We start from the raw sequence: 18512 nt of genomic DNA, 5'->3' as shown, positions 1-18512 counted from the left end.
CTAACGGCCGGGCGCCTGCTCCGCCTTGTCCGCGAAGGTCTGCAGGAGCCGCTGCAGGGAGTCGAGCCGCGCTCGACCGGTCTCGCCCAGTTCGCCGCTCTCCGCGGCCTCGATGAGGGCGCAGTCGGGGGCGTCGGCGAGGTGGGTGCAGCCGCGTGGGCAGTTCTCGGCGATCGCGGCGAGCTCGGTGAACGCCGCAAGGATGTTCGCGGGGTCGACGTGTCCGAGACCGAACGAGCGCACGCCGGGGGTGTCGATGACCCAGCCGGTCCCGCGGGGGCCTTCGTAGCGCAGCGACACCGTCGACGACGAGGTGTGCCGCCCGCGTCCGGTGACCTGATTCACGTGGCCGGTGGCGCGCAGCGCCGTCGGGACGAGCGCGTTGACGAGCGTGGACTTGCCCACTCCGGAGTGGCCGACGAAGACGGTGGAGTGTCCGACGAGGGATTCGCCGATCTCGTCAACGGGCATCTGATCCTGCGCACTGGTGAACACCCGCAGGTCGAGCCCGTCGAAGTGCGTGAGGAACTCGGTGGGATCCGCGATGTCGGTCTTGGTGACGACGAGGAGTGGGCGGATGCCGGCATCCAGCGCGGCCACGAGATAGCGGTCGACGAGTCGGGCGCGGGGCTCGGGGTCGGCAGCCGCGACCACGACGAGCATCTGATCGGCGTTGGCGACGATCACGCGCTCCACCTGGTCGGTGTCGTCGGCACTGCGTCGCAGCAACGAGGTGCGGTCGATGATGCCGACGATGCGGGCGAGGGTGCCTTCGTCTCCCGATGTGTCGCCGACGACCCGTGCCTGATCGCCGGTGACGATCGGCATACGTCGCAGCTCCCTGGCGCGCGTGGTGGTGATCATGCGCTCCTCGGCGGTGTCCTCGCCGAGGAGGACGGAGTACCTGCCGCGGTCGACGCCGAGCACTCGACCCACCTGCGCATCCTCGTGCGCTGGGCGACGTTTGGTGCGCGGGCGGTTCGCCTTCGGGTTGGGGCGCGTCCGGATGCTGCTCTCGTCGAAGTCCTCGAAGTCGTCTTCGAGGTCGTCGGCGTCGTCGAGCCAGCTCATCCTCAGCCCCGCAGCATCCGCTCCCAGAGCATCGTGAACTCCGGGAGGGTCTTGGCGGTCGTACCGATGTCGTCGATCTCGACGGCGGGGATGCGCAGGCCGATGAGCGCTCCGGTGGTGGCCATCCGGTGATCGTGATGCGCGGCCCATCCGCCGCCCTGCAGTGGGCGGGGGATGATGCGGAGGCCGTCGGGAAGTTCTTCGGCTTCGCCGCCGAGCTTTCGGAGGTTGCCGATCAGTGCGGCGATCCGGTCGGTCTCGTGCAGACGGATGTGCCCGATGCCGCGGATCGTGGTCGGAGACTCCGCGAAGGCGGCGAGGCCGACCAGGGTCGGCGTCAATTCGCTGGCCGCGGAGAGGTCGAGATCGAGGCCGCGGATTCCGGAGCCGGCGCGCACGGTGAGCGTGCCGCCGTGACGGCCGACGTGCGCTCCCATGGCCTGGAGGATCTCGGGCAGCAACGCACCGGGCTGGGTGGAGTGGGCGGGCCAGCCCGTGATCGACACCGATCCGCCGGTGACGAGTGCCGCAGCGAGGAACGGTGCGGCGTTGGAGAGATCGGGTTCGATCGCGATCTCCTTGGCGCGCGGCACGCCCGCTTCGACCAGCCATTCGCCGACAGCGGGGCGCTCGATGCGGATGCCGCGTCGGCTGAGGGCCTCGATCGTCATGTCGATGTGCGGGAGGCTCGGCAGGTGCTCGCCGGTGTGGACGAGGTGCAGGCCGACGTCGAACCGAGGAGCGGCGAGCAGAAGCCCGGAGACGAACTGGCTGGATGCCGAGGCGTCGATCTCGACCCGTCCACCGCGGATCCGACCGTGACCGCGGATCGTGAAGGGGAGGGCCCAGGTGCCCTCGTCGTCGATGTCGACGCCGAGATCGCGCAGCGCGCTGATCAGGCCGCCCATCGGACGGTGGAGGGCGGTCTCATGGGCGGTGAGATGCACGTCATGTTCCGCGAGTCCGGCGAGCGGGGCGATGAATCGCATCACGGTTCCGGCCTGCCCGCAATCGATCGTGGTGCCGCCACGGAGCTTCGCAGGGGTGACGACCAGATCGGGTCCGAACTCGTGTCCGGCGTCCACCTCCTCGATACCGACCCCGAGAGCGCGGAGAGCGTCGACCATGCGCGCGGAGTCGTCGGAGTGCAGCGGCGAGATCAGGCGGCCGGGACCGTCGGCGATCGCGGCGATCATCAGCTCGCGGTTCGTCAGCGATTTGGAACCGGGGATCGTGAGCTCGGCGTGCACCGGCACGTCGGTCGTGGGCGCGGCATAGGCGCCCTGCACACGGGAAGGGGAATACCTGTTGGCGCTCATCGGTTCTCACCTTAGTAAACACAGGGAGCTTCGTCGCGAAAGACAGGCATCCCGACGCGAAGGAGAGAGTATGCCGGCGACGTTGGAGCGCGAGGTGTTCGACCTCAGCGGCCTAGACTGGCCGATGATGGATGACACCGCAACCGCAGACACCGTCAGCGACCCTCGGCGCGAGTTCGAGGAGCAGGCGATCCCTTTCATGGATCAGCTCTACGCCGCGGCGATGCGCATGACGCGCAACCCGGCCGACGCCGCCGACCTCGTGCAGGAGACCTTCGTCAAGGCCTACGGGTCCTGGGCGACGTTCTCGCAGGGCACGAACCTCAAGGCGTGGTTGTACCGGATTCTCACGAACACCTACATCAACATCTACCGCAAGCGCCAGCGGGAGCCGTTCCAGGGAACGATCGACGAGCTCGAGGACTGGCAGCTGGGCGGAGCAGAGTCGACCACGGCGTCGCACAGCCGGTCGGCCGAAGCCGAAGCCATCGACCGGATGCCCGCGTCGGTCGTCAAGGACGCGCTGCAGGCCGTTCCGGAGGATTTCCGGCTGGCGGTGTATCTCGCCGACGTCGAGGGCTTCGCGTACCAGGAGATCGCCGACATCATGAAGACCCCCATCGGCACCGTCATGAGCCGTCTGCACCGTGGCAGGCGGATGCTGCGGGAGCTGTTGGCAGATTACGCCGCTGAGCGGGGCATCGCCGCGGCTGAGACGAGGAGCAAGAAATGAGCGACTGCGGCTGCGACAAAGCCCGTCAGGATCTGGAGGAGTACCTCCGCAACGAGGTGTGCAAGACCGAACACACCGAGATCCGCGAGCATCTCGAGAACTGCCCGTCGTGCCGGGACGAGGCGCTCGTCGCCACCACCCTCACCGATGTGATCGCCCGTGCCTGCAAGGAGACGGCTCCGGAGGAGCTGCGCGACCAGGTGTTCGCGCGTCTGCGGGCCGTTCAGGCGACACAGCACTGACACACGCGTCTGAGGCCGTCGCTAGTGTGGATGGATGACCTCCATCGATGCGCGCGAAGTTCCCGCTGACAACACCTCGACGGAAAGACTGGCCGGATCCGGGCTCGAGTACCGAGTCGTCGATCTGAGCGACGAGGCGAGCGCTTCCGCCTTCGCCCGCGCTGTCGACCGAGGGTTCCTCGGGTCCGACCCGAACGCCGAGATGCGGGCGCAGGTGCGGAAAACGTTCGCCGAGCGACGGAACATCGGCGTCTTCGAGAAGACACCGCCGGCGACCGCACTGCCGGTGGCGACGATCAACAGCTGGGTGACTCCGCTCACCGTCCCCGGCGACGAGATCCCCATGTGGGCCATCAGCGTGGTCACGGTCTCGGCGACGCACCGGCGTCGCGGGATCGCCCGGGCACTGCTCGAGGGCGAACTGCGCGCGGCAGCATCCGCAGGGGTGCCGATCGCGGGGCTCACCGTGTCTGAGGCGACGATCTACGGTCGGTACGGGTTCGGATCGGCGATCCCGGTCGCGCGTCACACGGTCGACACCCGACGCGCAGGTTGGAGCGGTCCGACGCCGACCGGCCGGCTCGAGTACATCGATGGCGAAACCCTCGCCGCCGATCTCGGCACGGTGCACGAGCGCGCCCGGGGCCGGGCGTCGGGCCAGATCCCCGGCTGGCAGGGTCGATGGGAGGGGTACGCGGGCGTCGCGCCCACCCCGGATCGCGACCAGGCGCGCGGGGTGCGCTACCTCGACGAGGAGGGTGCGCTGCGCGGTGTGATGGCGTACACGGTGGGGGAGGCCGGCGGAACCTTCCGCTTCCGGATGGACGTGCGCCTGCTGGTCGCCGAGACCGACGATGCGCGCACCGCGCTGTGGCGTTTCGCGCTGCAGCACGATCTCGTCGACGAGGTGGTCGCCGACCTCCGCCCGATCGACGACCCGCTGCCGTGGCTGGTCCACGACACCCGCGGGGTGAAGCAGGAGGTGCACGATCACGGGTGGCTGCGCATCCTGGATCTGCCGACCGCCCTGACCGCGCGCCGCTATTCCGCACCGATCGACACGGTCCTTCGCGTGGAGGACTCTCTGGGCTTCGCGAGCGGCGACTGGCGTCTGCGCGTCGATGACGCCGGGGTCGCGACGGTGGACGCGGCCGCGGGAGGCTCCGCGGTCGACGTCACACTCGACGTCTCGACGCTCTCCGCGCTCTACGCGGGGGGTGTCCGTGCGTCCACACTGCACGGTGCCGGACGGATCTCCGCCGAATCCGAGGCGGTCGAGGCGCTCGATCGGGCGCTCGTCGCCTTCCCGGCACCGTCGCTCGACATCTGGTACTGATTCCGGAGGGGGAAACGAAAGGGGCGCCACGACCGAAGTCGCGGCGCCCCTTCTCGTCTGACGATCAGCCGAGGGTGACCGCCGCGCGGATCAGCGCGGCCTGCTCAGCCGCGTGGACCTTCGAGGATCCGGTCGCCGGCGATGCCGAGGCCGGGCGCGACACCGGGCGGAACGAGCGGTCTCCGGGAACGTCGGCGAAGGCGAGCGCCAGGAACGGCCAGGCGCCCTGGTTCTCCGGTTCTTCCTGCACCCACACCAGTTCTGCGTTCGGGTAGGAGTCGGTGATGGCCTTGAGTTCGTCGATCGGCGTCGGGTACAGCTGCTCGAGCCGGACGAGGGCGACCTCGGGGTTCGGGTTCTTCTCGAGCTCGGCACGCAGATCCCAGTGCACCTTGCCCGAGTGCACGAGCACCCGCTTGACGGCGGTGCGGTCGAGCCCGCGGTCGTCATCGATGACCGGCTCGAAACGACCCTGCGTGAACGCCTCGACCGGGCTCGTCGCGCCGCGCAGACGCAGCATCGCCTTCGGTGTGAAGACGATGAGCGGCTTGCGCGGTCGGGCGTAGGCCTGGCGGCGCAGCAGGTGGAAGTACGACGCGGGGGTCGACGGACGCGACACGATCATGTTGTCCTGCGCGCACATCTGCAGGAAGCGCTCGATGCGTGCCGACGAGTGGTCCGGCCCCTGGCCTTCGTAGCCGTGGGGGAGGAGCAGGGTCACGCTGGACTGCTGTCCCCACTTCTGCTCGGCGGCCGAGATGTACTCGTCGATGACCGACTGGGCACCGTTGACGAAGTCGCCGAACTGGGCCTCCCAGAGCACGAGCGCCTCGGGAGCCTCCACCGAATAGCCGTACTCGAAGCCGAGGGCGGCGTACTCGCTGAGCAGCGAGTCGTAGACGAAGAAGCGCCCCTGAGCGTCGGAGAGGTTCGACAGCGGCAGCCATTCCTGGCCGTTCGCACGGTCGTGCAGGGTCGCGTGCCGCTGCACGAACGTGCCGCGGCGAGCGTCCTGGCCGGCGAGCCGGACGGGCGTTCCCTCCACCAGCAGCGAACCGAATGCGAGCAGTTCGCCGAAGCCCCAATCGATATTGCCGTTTCGGCTCATGTCGAGGCGCTTGTCCAGCAGCTGCTGGATCTTCGGGTGCACCGTGAAGCCCTCGGGCTTGTTCACGAAGGCGTCGCCGATCATCTGGATGACCTCGCTCGGCACACCGGTGATCTCGGGGGCACCGACCTGGTCGTCGACGGGGGCCTGCTCCGGAGCGATCGGCAGAGCGCCGGTCTCGGCGGCGTGCGTCTCGGCGAACGCGATCTCCAGGCGGTTCTGGAAATCGGCCTTGGCCTCGTCGTACTCCTGCTCGGTGATGTCACCACGGCCGACGAGCGACTCGGTGTACAGGCGGCGGACGGAACGCTTCGCCTGGATGAGGTCGGTCATCAACGGCTGCGTCATCGAGGGGTCGTCGCCCTCGTTGTGACCACGTCGGCGGTAGCAGACGAGGTCGATCACGACGTCACGGTGGAAGCGCTCGCGGTACTCGAACGCGAGCTGCGCGACGTGGATGACGGCCTCGGGGTCGTCGCCGTTCACGTGGAACACCGGCGCCTGGATCGTCTTGGCGACGTCGGTCGAGTAGATCGACGTGCGGCCGTCGTTCGGCGTCGTGGTGAATCCGACCTGGTTGTTCACGACCACGTGGATCGTGCCACCGGTGCGGTAGCCGCGCAGCTGCGACATCTGCAGCGTCTCGACCACGACACCCTGACCGGCGAAGGCCGCGTCGCCGTGCACGAGGATCGGCAGCCAGGCGAAGGTGCCGATCGGCTTGCGGTCCTGTTTGGCGCGGACGATGCCTTCCAGCACGCCATCGACGGTCTCGAGGTGCGAGGGATTGGCGGCCAGGTAGACCGGAAGCTCGGAGTCGTCGTCGGCGACGAAGGTGCCCTCGGTGCCGAGGTGGTACTTGACGTCGCCGGAACCGCGCTGGTTGCCCGGGGTCTGCGTGCCCTCGAACTCACGGAACACCTGGCCGTAGGTCTTGCCGGCGATGTTGGTGAGCACGTTCAGACGGCCGCGGTGCGCCATGCCGATCGCGGCGCCCTCGAGGCCGGCGGTCGCGGCGCCCTGAAGGATCTCGTCGAGCAGCGGGATGAGCGATTCGCCGCCCTCGAGCGAGAAGCGCTTCTGACCGACGAACTTGGTCTGCAGGAAGGTCTCGAAGGCCTCGGCCTCGTTGAGCTTGCGGAGAACCCGCAGCTGCTCGTCGTGGCCGGGCTTCTGGTACTTGACCTCCACCTTCTCCTGGAACCAGCGACGCTGCTCCGGGTCCTGGATGTGCATGTACTCAATACCGAGCGTGCGGCAGTACGAGTCGCGGAGCACCCCGAGGATGTCGCGGAGCTTCGCGATGCGCCGACCGCCGAACCCGCCGGTGACGAACTCGCGGTCCAGGTCCCAGAAGGTGAGGCCGTGGCTCTCGATCTCGAGGTCGGGGTGCGAGCGCTGCACGTACTCGAGCGGGTCGATGTCGGCCATCAGGTGTCCGCGCACACGGAACGAGTTGATGAGCTCCTGCACACGGGACTGCTTGTCGACGCGCTCGGCGAGGTCGACGGCGATGTCGGGGTTCCAGCGGATCGGCGCGTAGGGGATGCGCAGGGCCGCGAAGATGTCGTCGTAGAACCCGCGCTGGCCGATGAGCAGCTCGTGCACCTTCTTCAGGAACTCGCCGGAGCCGGCGCCCTGGATGACGCGGTGGTCGTAGGTGCTGGTCAGTGTGATCGTCTTGCCGATGGCGAGTTCGTTGAGCGTCTTCTCGCTCGCGCCCTGGAACTCGGCGGGGTACTCGAGGGCACCGGCACCGATGATGCAGCCCTGGCCCTTCATCAGACGCGGCACCGAGTGCACGGTTCCGATGCCACCCGGGTTCGTCAGCGACACCGTGGTGCCCTGGAAGTCGCCGGCCGTCAGCTTGTTGCCGCGGGCGCGGGTGACCAGGTCCTCGTAGGCGGAGAGGTACTCGGTGAAGGTGAGGGTGTCGGCGCGCTTGATGCTGGGCACCATGAGGGCGCGTGTGCCGTCGGGCTTGGGCAGGTCGATCGCGATGCCGAGGTTGACGTGCGCCGGCGCGACCACGGAGGGCTTTCCGTCGACCTCCGCGTAGAACACGTTCTGGCTGCGGAACTCGTCGAGTGTCCGGATGAGTGCCCAACCGATGAGGTGGGTGAAGCTCACCTTGCCGCCGCGGGTGCGTGCCATGTGGTTGTTGATGACGATGCGGTTGTCGATCATCAGCTTGGCCGGCACGGTACGCACGCTGGTGGCGGTCGGGACGGTGAGCGACTCGTCCATGTTCGCGGCGAGGGTCTTGGGCAGACCGCGCAGCGGCGTGACCTTGTCCTCTTCGGCGGGCGCCGGAGCGTCCTTCGACTCGGATTTCGCCGGCTTCGGGGCCTGGGCGGGGATCGGCGCGGCAGCGGCGGGCTTGGCCGTCGTGCGCGCCACCGGCTGCGAACCGATCACCGGGATCGGTGCGGTGACGGGATGAGCCGCCGCCGGCGCATCGGGCGTTGCCGCGGGAGCTGCGGAAGCCGTCTCGGAGTGGTACTTCTCCAGGATGGGCCACCACTCCTTGTCGACGGAGTCGCGGTTCACCTTGAACTGCTCGTAGAGCTCTTCAACGAGCCAGGAATTGGCTCCGAACCCCCCGTCGCCGTTGACGCCGGTCACCTGGTTCGACACTCTCGATCGCCCTCTTTCATCGCTGAAGCTCTCTGGTGCGGACGTCGACGCAGGATGCGTTCGGGCCCGCACACTCTCGACCAACAAGCCTAACGTGTTTCGCTATGGGAATCGTCGAAGCTGAGCGCCCACCGCGTCGCGATCTGGGTACCGTGGAAGCATGAAGTTCTCTGGAGAGCAGCCGACCGTCGATCTGACCTACTCCGACGTCTTCCTGGTACCGCGCAGATCCGCGGTCACCAGCCGTCTCCAGGTCGACCTTGCCCCGCAGGACGGCACCCCGGCGACCCTGCCACTCGTCGCCGCGAACATGAACTCCGTGACCGGCCCGCGCATCGCAGCCGTGCTCGCGCGGCGTGGCGCGCTGGGCGTGCTGCCCCAGGACCTGCCGCTGCAGGATCTCGATGCGGCGATCCGCGAGGTGAAGTCGCAGCCCGTGCTCTGGGACACGCCCATCGTGCTGCCTCCCGAAGCATCGGCGGCCGATGCGCTCCGTCTGCTCCCGGCGACCAGCGGTCACGGGATCGTCGTCGCCCGCGGCACGGCGCCGATCGGCGTCGAGCGCATCCTCGGGATCCTCCCGGCGACCCGCCTGGCCACGGCGCTCCCCGATGCGCAGCTCGGCGATCTCGTGCACCACGGCACGCCGGCGATCGACGCGGACGACATCGGCTCGGAGCGGCACGCGTTCGATGTGATCACCGATGCAGGCGTCGAGATGGTGACCGTCGTGCACCACGGACACCTCGTCGGAACACTGAGCGCCCGGAGTGCGCTGCGCTCGACGCTCTACCGCCCTGCGGTCGATTCCGATGGGCGCCTCGCGGTCGCCGCGGCCGTCGGGATCAACGGCGACGTCGCGGCCAAGGCCAAGGCACTCGCAGCGGCAGGCGTCGACGTTCTGGTCGTCGACACCGCCCACGGCCACCAGGAGGGGATGCTGCGGGCTCTGCGCGCGGTCGCCGAGCTCGACCTCGGCCTCCCCGTCGTCGCAGGCAACATCGTCACCGCCGACGGCGTGGCCGATCTGGTCGACGCGGGGGCGTCGATCCTCAAAGTCGGCGTCGGCCCCGGCGCCATGTGCACCACCCGCATGATGACCGCGGTCGGTCGCCCGCAGTTCTCCGCCGTGCTCGAGACCGCGCAGGCGGCACGCGAGCTCGGTGCGCACGTCTGGGCCGACGGTGGCGTGCGCTATCCGCGCGATGTCGCTCTGGCCCTCGCCGCCGGCGCGGCCTCCGTCATGGTGGGATCCTGGTTCGCCGGCACCATCGAGGCGCCGGGAGAGTTGCAGCGCGACGCAGAGGGGCGTCTGTTCAAGGAGTCCTGGGGCATGGCGTCGACCAAGGCCGTCCAGGCGCGCTTCGGTCGCCTCGACGCCTACGAGCGTGCTCGCAAGGAGCTCTTCGCCGAGGGCATCTCCTCATCGAAGATCTATCTCGACCCGCTCCGTCCCGGGATCGAAGACCTTCTCGACATGATCACCTCCGGTGTCCGCTCATCCTTCACCTACGCCGGCTCCTCGTCTGTACCGGAGTTCCATGAGCGCGCCGTGGTGGGCCTGCAGTCGGCGGCCGGCTACGAAGAGGGCAAGGCGCTGCCGGTCAGCTGGTGACCGCGAGCGCACTCCCCGTCGTCTTCGGTACAATCGTCGGCATAATGGACGACCCTCCCAGTTGTAGAACATCGCCCCACTGTCCGCCTCTCTCACAGGAGAGGAACTTCTGATGGACTACATCATGTTGGGCGTGGGGCTCCTGCTCACGGTCGGCACCGGCCTCTTCGTGGCGAGCGAGTTCGCATTGGTGAACCTCGATCGCGCCGAACTCGAGGCCAGGCAGGCACGCGGTGAATCGCGGCTCTCGCTCACGATCAGCGCCCTCAGGCACACATCGACGCATCTCTCGGCGGCCCAGCTCGGCATCACGCTCACGACGCTTCTGACCGGTTACACGATGGAGCCGGCGCTGTCGAACCTCCTGCGCCCGACCCTCATCGCCTGGAACCTCCCTGAAGCGGCCGTCGCGCCGATCGCGACCATCGTGGCGATGCTGGTGGCGACGGTGCTCTCGATGATCCTCGGCGAACTCGTGCCCAAGAACTTCGCCCTCGCTCTGCCGCTGGCCACGGCGAAGCTCGTGATCCCTTTCCAGATCGCGTTCACGACCGTGTTCAAACCGGCCGTCGTGGTGCTCAACGGCAGTGCGAACGGCGTACTGCGCGGCATGGGGATCGAGCCGAAGGAAGAGCTCTCAGGCGCCCGCAGCGCGGAGGAGCTGTCATCGCTCGTGCGGCGGTCCGCCAACGCGGGCCTGCTGGAGGCCGACACCGCCTCGCTGCTCGACCGCACCCTCATGTTCTCGCGCCTCACGGCCGCCGACGTGATGACGGCCAGACCGAGCATGCACGCGATCGCTGCAGGCGACTCGGTGGACGACGTCATCCAGCTCGCGCGACGCACGGGCCACAGCCGCTTCCCCGTGTACGACGACGACCTCGACGACATCACGGGCGTCGTGCACCTGAAAGCCGCCATCTCGGTTCCGCGCGAGCGGCGCACGGAGGTGCCGGTGGGCGCTCTCGCGACGGAACCGCTCCGCGTTCCGGAGACCGTGCACGTCGACGCCCTGGTCGCGGAACTCCGTGCACGCGGTTATCAACTCGCGATCGTCGTGGACGAGTACGGCGGGACCGCGGGGCTGGTCACCTTGGAAGACCTCGTCGAAGAACTCGTCGGAGAAGTCGCCGATGAGCACGATCGCACCCGCGCGGGAGTCATCCGCAACCGGGAGGGCGTCACGTTCCCCGGAGAGCTGCGCCCGGACGAGCTGCGTCGCCGTGCCGGTGTGGAAGTACCCGAGGGCGATGTGTACGACACCGTCGGCGGCTACGTCATGAGCGTGCTCGAGCGCGTGCCCGCGGTGGGCGACGAGGTCTCTCTCGACAGCGGCGTGCTGCAGGTGGTCCGCATGGATGGCAGACGGGTGGATCGGGTGCGCTACGTGCCGAATCCCCTCGATGGCGATGAGGAGGTGACCCGATGAGCGATTGGGCAGGACTCGCCTGGCTCGTCGTGCTCCTGGTCGCGAATGCGTTCTTTGTCGGTGCCGAGTTCGCGGTGATCTCGGCCAGACGATCGCAGATCGAGCCTCGAGCCGACCAGGGCTCGCGCGCCGCGAAGACCGCGCTGTACGCGATGGAACACGCGACGCTGATGCTCGCGACGTCGCAGCTGGGCATCACGATCTGCTCGCTTCTCATCCTCAATGTGTCCGAGCCGGCGATCCACCATCTGCTCTCCGTGCCGTTGCACGCGCTCGGGTGGCCGGACGGTGCGGTCGACGCCGTGTCGTTCACGATCGCATTGGTGATCGTGTCCTTCCTGCACGTGGTGTTCGGCGAGATGGTGCCGAAGAACCTGGCGTTCTCGGTGCCGGACCGTGCCGTGCTGATCCTCGCCCCACCGCTGGTGTGGGTGTCGAAGGTGTTCATGCCCGTGATCTGGGTGCTCAACGCGGCAGCCAACGGCGTCCTGCGCCTGTTCCGGGTCGAGCCCAAGAACGAGGCCGCATCGACGTTCACGCTCGATGAGGTCGCGACCATCGTCAGCCAGTCGCGTCGCGAAGGCGTGCTCATGGACACGGCGGGAACAGTCGCCGCAGCGGTCGAGTTCACCGACAAGAAGGCGCGGGACGTCGCGGTGCCACTGAGCGATCTGGTCACGCTGCCCCAGTCGACGACGCCCGACGACATCGAGAAGGCGGTCGCACGATACGGGTTCTCGCGCTACGTGATCGTCGACGATGCATCCGTACCGATCGGCTATGTGCACCTGAAGGACATCCTCCGCGCGTCCGAAGGCCCCGACGCCGAGGCCAAGATGGTCGAGCCGGTTCCGGCCAAGCGCATCCACCACATGGTGCCGGTGCAGGAGGACACGGATCTCGAGGACGCCCTCGCGGTCATGCGTCGCGCGGGTCGGCATCTGGCGAAGGTGCGTGACGCGCAGGGCAACACCACCGCCGTTCTGTTCCTCGAGGACATCCTCGAGGAACTGGTCGGGGAGGTGCAGGACGCGACCCGCCGCTTCCGCGGACGCTGATCGTCGCTCGGACGACGAAGGCCGCCGACCCCTCTCAGGGGATCGGCGGCCTTCGTCGTCCGAGCACTGTTCAGCGCAGGCGGGCGCGCTCGTACTGCGGTGGCCAGACGATCTCGGCGTCGAGCTCGTGCGCGGCACGGAGCGCGAAATGGGGGTCGCGCAGCCACTCCCGTCCGGCGAAGATCGCATCCGCGGCTCCCTCGCTGAGCACCTGCTCGGCCTGGGCCGCCGCGGTGATGAGACCGACCGCCGATACCGGGATCCGACCGCCCTGACGCACGGTCTCGGCGAGCGGGACCTGATAGCCGGGGAAGACACTGATCCGCTGGTGCGCGACCAGGCCGCCACTCGAGACGTCGATCAGATCGGCACCTCGCTGCGCGGCCCAGTCGCCGACGATCGCCGCTTCCTCGGGTGTGAACCCGCCGTCGGCATGATCGGTGGCGGAGATGCGCACGAACAACGGCACATCGGCTCCTACGGCTTCGCGGACCGCGTCGACGACGCGCAGCAGCAGGCGGGCACGATTCTCGAGCGAGCCGCCGTACTCGTCCCTGCGCCGGTTCGACAGGGGAGACAGGAACTGGTGCAGGAGGTACCCATGCGCCCCGTGCACCTCCAGCACGTCGAACCCGGCGTCCGTCGCGCGCCGTGCTGCGGACGCGAATGCGTCGACCACGCGGTCGATCCCGGCGAGGTCGAGGGCGACCGGCTCGTCGAAGCCGTCGAAGGCGATGGCCGAGGGGGCGGATGTCGTCCACCCGCCATCGGCGGCCGGCACCGATCCGCGTTCGGGTGCCCAGGGCCACCACGTCGATGCTTTGCGGCCGGCATGGGCGAGTTGGATGCCGGCGTGGGCTCCGCGGTCATGGATCGCCTGGACGATCGGGGCGAGGGCGTCGCGCTGCTCGTCATCCCAGAGCCCCAGGTCACGCGGTGAGATCCGTCCCTCGGGGGCCACGGCCGTCGCCTCGGCGATGATGAGTCCCGCGCCGCCGGACGCGAACTGTGCGAGGTGCGTGTGATGCCACTCCTGGGCCACGCCGTCGACCGCGCTGTACATGCACATGGGCGAGACCCAGAGGCGGTTGCGGAAGTCGACGGAACGGATGCGCAGCGGGGAGAAGAGAAGACTCACGGTTCGACGGTACCGCCGCGCGGGTGCAGGACGGGCCGTCGCACTAACGTGGAGTCATGTTCGAGGTGCGCGAGTGGACACGCGGCGACACGGCGCGGTTGTTGCGTGCGCCGACCGCGGATGACGACAAGTACGCCCGCGGCGTGGTGGCGCTGCGCACCGGATCGCCCGCGTATCCCGGTGCCGCGGTGCTCGGCGTCGAGGCGGCGTGGCGGGCCGGGGCGGGCTTCGTCCGCTACGTGGGCGCGGAGCGGGTGGCGGATGCCGTTCTCGCCCGGCGACCGGAGACCGTCGCCGGGGCGGACACGGGGCGTTCGAGGGTCGACGCCTGGGTGATCGGATCGGGGACGGACCCGGCGCACCGCAGCGACACGGAATCCGGTGCTCTGGGGGAGATCCTCTCCGGCACCGCCGCCGTCGTGATCGACGCCGGAGCGCTCGATCTCGCCGAACGCGCGACGGCGCCGTTCCTCGTGACGCCCCACGCGCGGGAGTTCGTCCGGCTGCAGGAGAGGCTCGGAATGTCCTCGACCGCGGAGGATCGCGCGCAGGCCGCGCGGCACATGGCGGACACGCTCGGGGGCGCCGTGCTGCTCAAGGGCGCGCGTACGCTGATCGCGGCGCCGGACGGGACGGTCATCGCCGTCGAAGCGGGGACCGGCTGGCTGGCCACCGCGGGGACGGGCGACGTCCTCGCCGGCGCGCTGGGTGCCGTGCTCGCGGCGAATCCCGGACGCCCGATCGCCGAGGTCGCCGCGGCCGGAGCGTGGCTGCACGGCCACGCCGGGCGTATCGCCGCCGGCGTGCGTGACGGCGGGGCGGGGCATCCGATCGTCGCGATGGACGTGGCCGAGGCCCTTCCACTCGCGATTGCGGACGTCCTGGCGTGAATCGCGCGTCGACGGCCCGGGTGGTCGCGCTGTGGAGCGTCTTCCTCATCGTGCACGCGCTCACCGCATGGGCCGGCTGGGTCTACCCCAGCCAGCCCATGGGCGATGTGGTGCTCGTGTACGAGCCCTGGGCGTCCTCTGCACTCGGTGGGGGGCCGATCGTCGGTGTCACCGAGACATGGGTCTACCCTCAGCTCGCCCTCGTGCCGATGCTCGTCGCCGCCGTGCTCTCCGCGCCGCTCGTGCCTCTGCTCGGAGTATCCAGTGCGTATCTCGTCGGATGGGCGGTCCTGGTCGTGATCCTCGACGCTGTCGCCTTCGCTGTGCTGGTGGGGCGCGCGCCCTCGCACGCGCGCCGTGTCGCGGCCTGGTTCTGGTGCGGCGCGCTGGCGCTCCTCGGACCGATCGCGCTCTACCGGATCGATGCGATCACCGTCCCGATCGCCGTGATCGGCGGACTCTGGCTCGTGTCGCGGCCCGCTGTCGGGGCCGCTCTCCTCACGATCGGGGCATGGATCAAGATCTGGCCCGGCGCGCTCGTGCTCGCCGCCGTCGTCGCGCTCCGTGCGCGCGTGCGGGTGCTGGTCGCCGCAGCCGTCGTCAGTGTCGGGGTCGTCGCGACTCTGCTCCTGCTCGGGGCGGACACCGAGATCCTCGGCTTCCTGACCGAGCAGACCGGACGAGGGCTGCAGATCGAAGCCGTGGCCGCCACCCCCTTCCTGTGGCTCGCGGTCGCCGGCGCCGCCCGCATCGAGTACAGCTTCGAGATCCTGACCTTCCAGATCACCGCGCCTGGGGTCGATGCCGTGTCCGCCGCGCTCACGCCGCTCATGGTGCTCTCCGTGCTGGCGGTCACCGTGCTGGGCGCGCTCAAGGCGATGCGCGGTGCGATCTTCCCGCGACTGTTCCCGCCGCTCGCGCTCACACTGGTGACGCTTCTGATCGTCACCAACAAGGTCGGTTCACCGCAGTTCCAGACCTGGATGATCGCGCCCGTGATCCTGTGGCTCGTGCTCGACCGGGCCCGAGCACGCGTTCCCGCCGTCCTCGTCCTCGCGCTCTGCCTGCTCACGTGCCTCGTCTATCCGATCGGCTACGACGGGCTGCTGAGGGCCGACGCCCTCTCGGTCGCCGTCCTCACGGTGCGCAACATCCTTCTCGTCGTCCTGCTCGTCCTCGCAGCCCGCGCTCTCGTGCGCGTGCCCGTCCGTCATCCGAAAACCCAGGAGTGAAACCATGCTGATCGCCTTCTCCGTCGCCCCGAGCGGCACCACCTCCGCGGGAGCAGAGCGCACCGATGCCTCCGTGCACGACGCCGTGGCCGCTGCCGTACGGGTGGTGCGCGAGTCCGGACTGCCGCACCGCACCACGAGCATGTTCACCGAGATCGAGGGACCGGACTGGGACACGGTCATGGACGTCGTGAAGCGTGCGACCGAGGCCGTGATGCCCTTCGGCTCGCGGGTCTCGCTCGTGCTCAAGGCCGACATCCGCCCGGGCTACTCCGGAGAGCTGGACGCGAAGATCGAGCGGCTGGAAGCAGCCATCGACGAAGCAGCGGTCGAGGAGTCCGGTGACTGATTCCCCGTCGTCCATGTCGATCGCTCTTCGACCGGCGACGGCCGACGACTCCGAGTGGATCGCGGAACTCCGCGCCGAAGTGCTTCGGGCCGACCTGGAGCGGCTGGGGCGTTTCGACGAGACCCGCGTCCGGCAGCGGTTCCGTGATGCGTTCGAACCGACGCAGACCCGGATCATCGTCGTGGACGGCACCGATGTCGGCTCGGTCGCCATCCGTGCGGAGGGGGAGTCCCGCTGGCTGGAGCACTTCTACATCGCGACCTCGCATCAGGGCCGTGGTCTCGGTGACCGCGTGCTGGGGATCGTGCTCGATGACACGACCTCGTATCGACTCAACGTGCTCCAGGGCAGCCCGGCACGGCGTCTCTACGAACGCCACGGTTTCGTCGTCGACACCCAGGATGACGTTGATGTCTTCATGACGCTCGATCGCGCGGGGCGGGCGACCTCCGGGTCCGACGGCCGCTAAGCTGATCCGGTGAATCCCTCGACTGAATCGAGGGGTGCGGCGAAGTGGGCGCTCCTCTCCCTCGCCATCGGCAGCTTCGGCATCGGCATGACCGAATTCGTGGTCATGGGCCTGCTGCCCAACATCGCCGCCGACCTGCTGCCTTCGCTCTGGGCGACCAGCCAGGAAGATGCGCTGAGCCAGGCCGGCTGGCTGATCTCGCTCTACGCGCTCGGTGTGGTGGTGGGCGCACCGACCATCGCCGGCTTCGTCGCGCGTTACCCGCGGCATCGGGTGATGATCGTGCTGGCCCTCGCGTTGACGGTGTTCAACGCCCTCACGGTCGTGCTGCCCACGTTCGAGCTCGTCGCCGCGTCGCGCTTCCTCGCCGGGCTGCCGCACGGTGCATACTTCGGCATCGGTGCGCTCGTGGCCGCCGATGTGATGGGGCCGGGCAACCGCGCCAAGGGTGTGGCGTTCATCCTCACCGGCCTCACGGTCGCCAACGTCGTGGGCGTGCCGTTGGGGACGTTCCTCGGGCAGCAGTGGGGCTGGCGCTCCGCCTTCGCCGTCGTGGCGCTCGTCTTCGCTCTCGCCACCCTCTGCATCGCGCTCTTCGTCCCGGAACATCCGGGAGACCCGGGGCGCACGATGCGCCAGGAACTGCGGGTGTTCCGTATCCCGCAGGTGTGGTTCACCCTGGGCGTCGGCGCGATCGGTTTCGGCGGATTCTTCGCCGTCTACAGCTACATCGCCCCGCTGGTGACCGAGGTCTCCGGCTCCCCGGACTGGGTGGTGCCGATCGTCCTCGTGCTCATGGGGCTCGGGATGACGGCGGGAAACCTCGTCGGCGGTCACCTCGCCGACATCGACCTGCGCCGCACGCTGCTCTTCGGACTCGCCGCCATGGCCGTGGTCTTCGCGCTGCTGGCGTTCCTGTCGTTCTGGATCGTCAGCCTGGCCGCGGTGGTGCTGGTGGTCGGGTTCGTCTCCTCCGTGCTGAGCCCGACGATCCAGACCCGGCTCATGGACGTGGCGGGCGACAACCAGTCGATCGCCGCAGCCATGAACCACTCGGCGCTCAACATCGGCAACAGCCTGGGCGCGTTCCTCGGGGGCGTCGTCATCGCCGCCGGCTGGGGCTTCACCGCACCGGCATGGACCGGTGCCGCGCTCGCCGTGGCCGGTCTGCTGATCGCGCTGCTCTCGTACCGCGTCGAAGGACGTCGCCCGGCGGCAGCGGAGCTCGTCGCCTCGTAGTTTCGCCGCGGTCGGTCCGGTCGTAGAGTGACGGGGTGAGTGCCCCCGAGCTGTCCCTGCCCGTCGCCGGCACTGCTGTGCTGCTGCGCGCGTCGGACCCCGCCTTCGAGGTGCTGCTGATGCGTCGACCCGATCGCGGGTCGTTCGCGGGTGCATGGGTCTTCCCCGGGGGCAAGGTCGAACCGGGCGACGTCCACGACGGCGACGACGAGTCCGAGAACGCGCGCCGTGCCGCGATCAGGGAGACGCGCGAGGAGGTGGGCCTCGCTGTCGACGACCTCGTGGTGCTCTCCGAGTGGCAGCCGCCGGTGGAGGCCCCCACGCGTATCCGCACCTGGTTCTTCCTCGCCGAGGCGCCGGACGGAGAGCCTTCGCCCGCTGCCGACGAGGTCGCGGAGATCGCCTGGGTGCCGGCGGCGGAGGCGCTCGCGAGGCACGCGGCGGGGGAGTGGACGCTGTATCCGCCGACGTGGATCACGCTCCACCAGCTTGCGGCGTTCAGCGACGTGGAATCGGCCCTGTCGTCGGGCGGTGCGGCGCAGCTGTTCCAGACCCGGGTGCTCGAGTCCGAAGCCGGGCGTGCCTTCGCCTGGGAGCAGGGACACCTCGAGGCGGGCGCGCTGCCCTGGCGGTTCGTCGCGACCTGA

16 protein-coding genes are annotated in these 18512 nt (G+C 69.1%); 12 read left to right on the top strand and 4 right to left on the bottom strand.

Features of this window, described 5'->3' with window-relative positions; all coding sequences use genetic code 11:
- Together rsgA and aroA are read right to left on the bottom strand one after the other, a co-directional pair.
- Complete coding sequence (gene rsgA, locus MicroSTF_RS04825) at positions 1-1071, bottom strand: ribosome small subunit-dependent GTPase A (RefSeq protein WP_136023837.1); 1071 nt, start codon at positions 1069-1071, stop codon at positions 1-3.
- Between the two features lie 2 nt (positions 1072-1073).
- Positions 1074-2390, bottom strand: coding sequence for a 3-phosphoshikimate 1-carboxyvinyltransferase (aroA, locus tag MicroSTF_RS04820; protein WP_029258236.1), 1317 nt, complete (start codon positions 2388-2390; stop codon positions 1074-1076).
- 70 nt (positions 2391-2460) lie between these two features.
- Here aroA and MicroSTF_RS04815 point away from each other — a divergent pair, with 70 nt between their 5' ends.
- The 3 genes from MicroSTF_RS04815 to MicroSTF_RS04805 are packed head-to-tail and all read left to right on the top strand — an operon-like array spanning position 2461 to position 4701.
- Positions 2461-3123, top strand: a complete 663-nt coding sequence (locus MicroSTF_RS04815; protein ID WP_021199863.1) for a sigma-70 family RNA polymerase sigma factor — start codon at positions 2461-2463, stop codon at positions 3121-3123.
- Positions 3120-3365, top strand: a complete 246-nt coding sequence (locus MicroSTF_RS04810) for a zf-HC2 domain-containing protein (RefSeq protein ID WP_021199864.1) — start codon at positions 3120-3122, stop codon at positions 3363-3365. Before MicroSTF_RS04815 ends, MicroSTF_RS04810 begins: the two co-directional genes overlap by 4 nt.
- Positions 3366-3399: 34 nt before the next feature.
- Entirely contained in the window at positions 3400-4701 is a 1302-nt protein-coding gene (locus MicroSTF_RS04805) for a GNAT family N-acetyltransferase (protein WP_322953957.1), read from the top strand.
- Between the two features lie 64 nt (positions 4702-4765).
- Here the strand turns inward: MicroSTF_RS04805 and MicroSTF_RS04800 are convergent, their stop codons facing one another.
- On the bottom strand, positions 4766-8446 hold the full coding sequence (locus tag MicroSTF_RS04800) for a multifunctional oxoglutarate decarboxylase/oxoglutarate dehydrogenase thiamine pyrophosphate-binding subunit/dihydrolipoyllysine-residue succinyltransferase subunit (protein WP_021199866.1): 3681 nt from the start codon (positions 8444-8446) through the stop codon (positions 4766-4768).
- 160 nt (positions 8447-8606) lie between these two features.
- Here MicroSTF_RS04800 and MicroSTF_RS04795 point away from each other — a divergent pair, with 160 nt between their 5' ends.
- The 3 genes from MicroSTF_RS04795 (at position 8607) to MicroSTF_RS04785 (ending at position 12548) form a co-directional block, all read left to right on the top strand.
- Positions 8607-10061: a GuaB1 family IMP dehydrogenase-related protein gene (locus tag MicroSTF_RS04795; protein WP_322953954.1), complete on the top strand. Its 1455-nt coding sequence runs from the start codon at positions 8607-8609 to the stop codon at positions 10059-10061.
- Between the two features lie 112 nt (positions 10062-10173).
- A complete protein-coding gene (locus tag MicroSTF_RS04790; protein ID WP_322953952.1) occupies positions 10174-11490 on the top strand; it encodes a hemolysin family protein in 1317 nt (438 codons plus the stop codon).
- Positions 11487-12548, top strand: a complete 1062-nt coding sequence (locus tag MicroSTF_RS04785; protein ID WP_021199869.1) for a hemolysin family protein — start codon at positions 11487-11489, stop codon at positions 12546-12548. Before MicroSTF_RS04790 ends, MicroSTF_RS04785 begins: the two co-directional genes overlap by 4 nt.
- A gap of 70 nt (positions 12549-12618) precedes the next feature.
- On the opposite strand, the gene MicroSTF_RS04780 is transcribed toward MicroSTF_RS04785, so the two are convergent.
- Positions 12619-13686: an NADH:flavin oxidoreductase/NADH oxidase gene (locus MicroSTF_RS04780; RefSeq protein ID WP_029258231.1), complete on the bottom strand. Its 1068-nt coding sequence runs from the start codon at positions 13684-13686 to the stop codon at positions 12619-12621.
- Between the two features lie 56 nt (positions 13687-13742).
- Here MicroSTF_RS04780 and MicroSTF_RS04775 point away from each other — a divergent pair, with 56 nt between their 5' ends.
- From MicroSTF_RS04775 to MicroSTF_RS04750, 6 genes are read left to right on the top strand one after another with little or no spacing between them, the layout of a single operon-like run.
- Entirely contained in the window at positions 13743-14576 is an 834-nt protein-coding gene (locus MicroSTF_RS04775) for an ADP/ATP-dependent (S)-NAD(P)H-hydrate dehydratase (protein WP_322953948.1), read from the top strand.
- Positions 14573-15808, top strand: a complete 1236-nt coding sequence (locus MicroSTF_RS04770; protein ID WP_040569816.1) for a hypothetical protein — start codon at positions 14573-14575, stop codon at positions 15806-15808. The genes MicroSTF_RS04775 and MicroSTF_RS04770 overlap by 4 nt, the downstream gene beginning before the upstream one ends.
- Positions 15809-15812: 4 nt before the next feature.
- Entirely contained in the window at positions 15813-16157 is a 345-nt protein-coding gene (locus MicroSTF_RS04765; protein WP_322953945.1) for a thiamine-binding protein, read from the top strand.
- Positions 16150-16626 (top strand): GNAT family N-acetyltransferase, encoded by a 477-nt coding sequence (locus MicroSTF_RS04760; RefSeq protein WP_322953943.1) that lies wholly within the window; start codon positions 16150-16152, stop codon positions 16624-16626. The genes MicroSTF_RS04765 and MicroSTF_RS04760 overlap by 8 nt, the downstream gene beginning before the upstream one ends.
- 9 nt (positions 16627-16635) lie before the next feature.
- On the top strand, positions 16636-17865 hold the full coding sequence (locus MicroSTF_RS04755) for an MFS transporter (protein WP_322953941.1): 1230 nt from the start codon (positions 16636-16638) through the stop codon (positions 17863-17865).
- Positions 17866-17900: 35 nt separating this feature from the next.
- Positions 17901-18512, top strand: coding sequence for an NUDIX domain-containing protein (locus MicroSTF_RS04750; protein WP_322953939.1), 612 nt, complete (start codon positions 17901-17903; stop codon positions 18510-18512).

Origin of the sequence: Microbacterium sp. STF-2, assembly GCF_034650155.1 — a bacterium.
In the GTDB taxonomy this organism is placed as follows: Bacteria; Actinomycetota; Actinomycetes; order Actinomycetales; family Microbacteriaceae; genus Microbacterium; species Microbacterium maritypicum_A.
This window is presented reverse-complemented; position numbering and strand designations above follow the sequence as displayed.

Excerpts from the sequence above, each read along its gene's own strand:
- rsgA (WP_136023837.1), bottom strand. The coding sequence starts at position 1,071 with ATGAGCTGGCTCGACGACGCCGACGACCTCGAAGACGACTTCGAGGAC.
- aroA (WP_029258236.1), bottom strand. The coding sequence starts at position 2,390 with ATGAGCGCCAACAGGTATTCCCCTTCCCGTGTGCAGGGCGCCTATGCC.
- MicroSTF_RS04815 (WP_021199863.1), top strand. The coding sequence starts at position 2,461 with ATGCCGGCGACGTTGGAGCGCGAGGTGTTCGACCTCAGCGGCCTAGAC.
- MicroSTF_RS04810 (WP_021199864.1), top strand. The coding sequence starts at position 3,120 with ATGAGCGACTGCGGCTGCGACAAAGCCCGTCAGGATCTGGAGGAGTAC.
- MicroSTF_RS04805 (WP_322953957.1), top strand. The coding sequence starts at position 3,400 with ATGACCTCCATCGATGCGCGCGAAGTTCCCGCTGACAACACCTCGACG.
- MicroSTF_RS04795 (WP_322953954.1), top strand. The coding sequence starts at position 8,607 with ATGAAGTTCTCTGGAGAGCAGCCGACCGTCGATCTGACCTACTCCGAC.
- MicroSTF_RS04790 (WP_322953952.1), top strand. The coding sequence starts at position 10,174 with ATGGACTACATCATGTTGGGCGTGGGGCTCCTGCTCACGGTCGGCACC.
- MicroSTF_RS04785 (WP_021199869.1), top strand. The coding sequence starts at position 11,487 with ATGAGCGATTGGGCAGGACTCGCCTGGCTCGTCGTGCTCCTGGTCGCG.
- MicroSTF_RS04775 (WP_322953948.1), top strand. The coding sequence starts at position 13,743 with ATGTTCGAGGTGCGCGAGTGGACACGCGGCGACACGGCGCGGTTGTTG.
- MicroSTF_RS04765 (WP_322953945.1), top strand. The coding sequence starts at position 15,813 with ATGCTGATCGCCTTCTCCGTCGCCCCGAGCGGCACCACCTCCGCGGGA.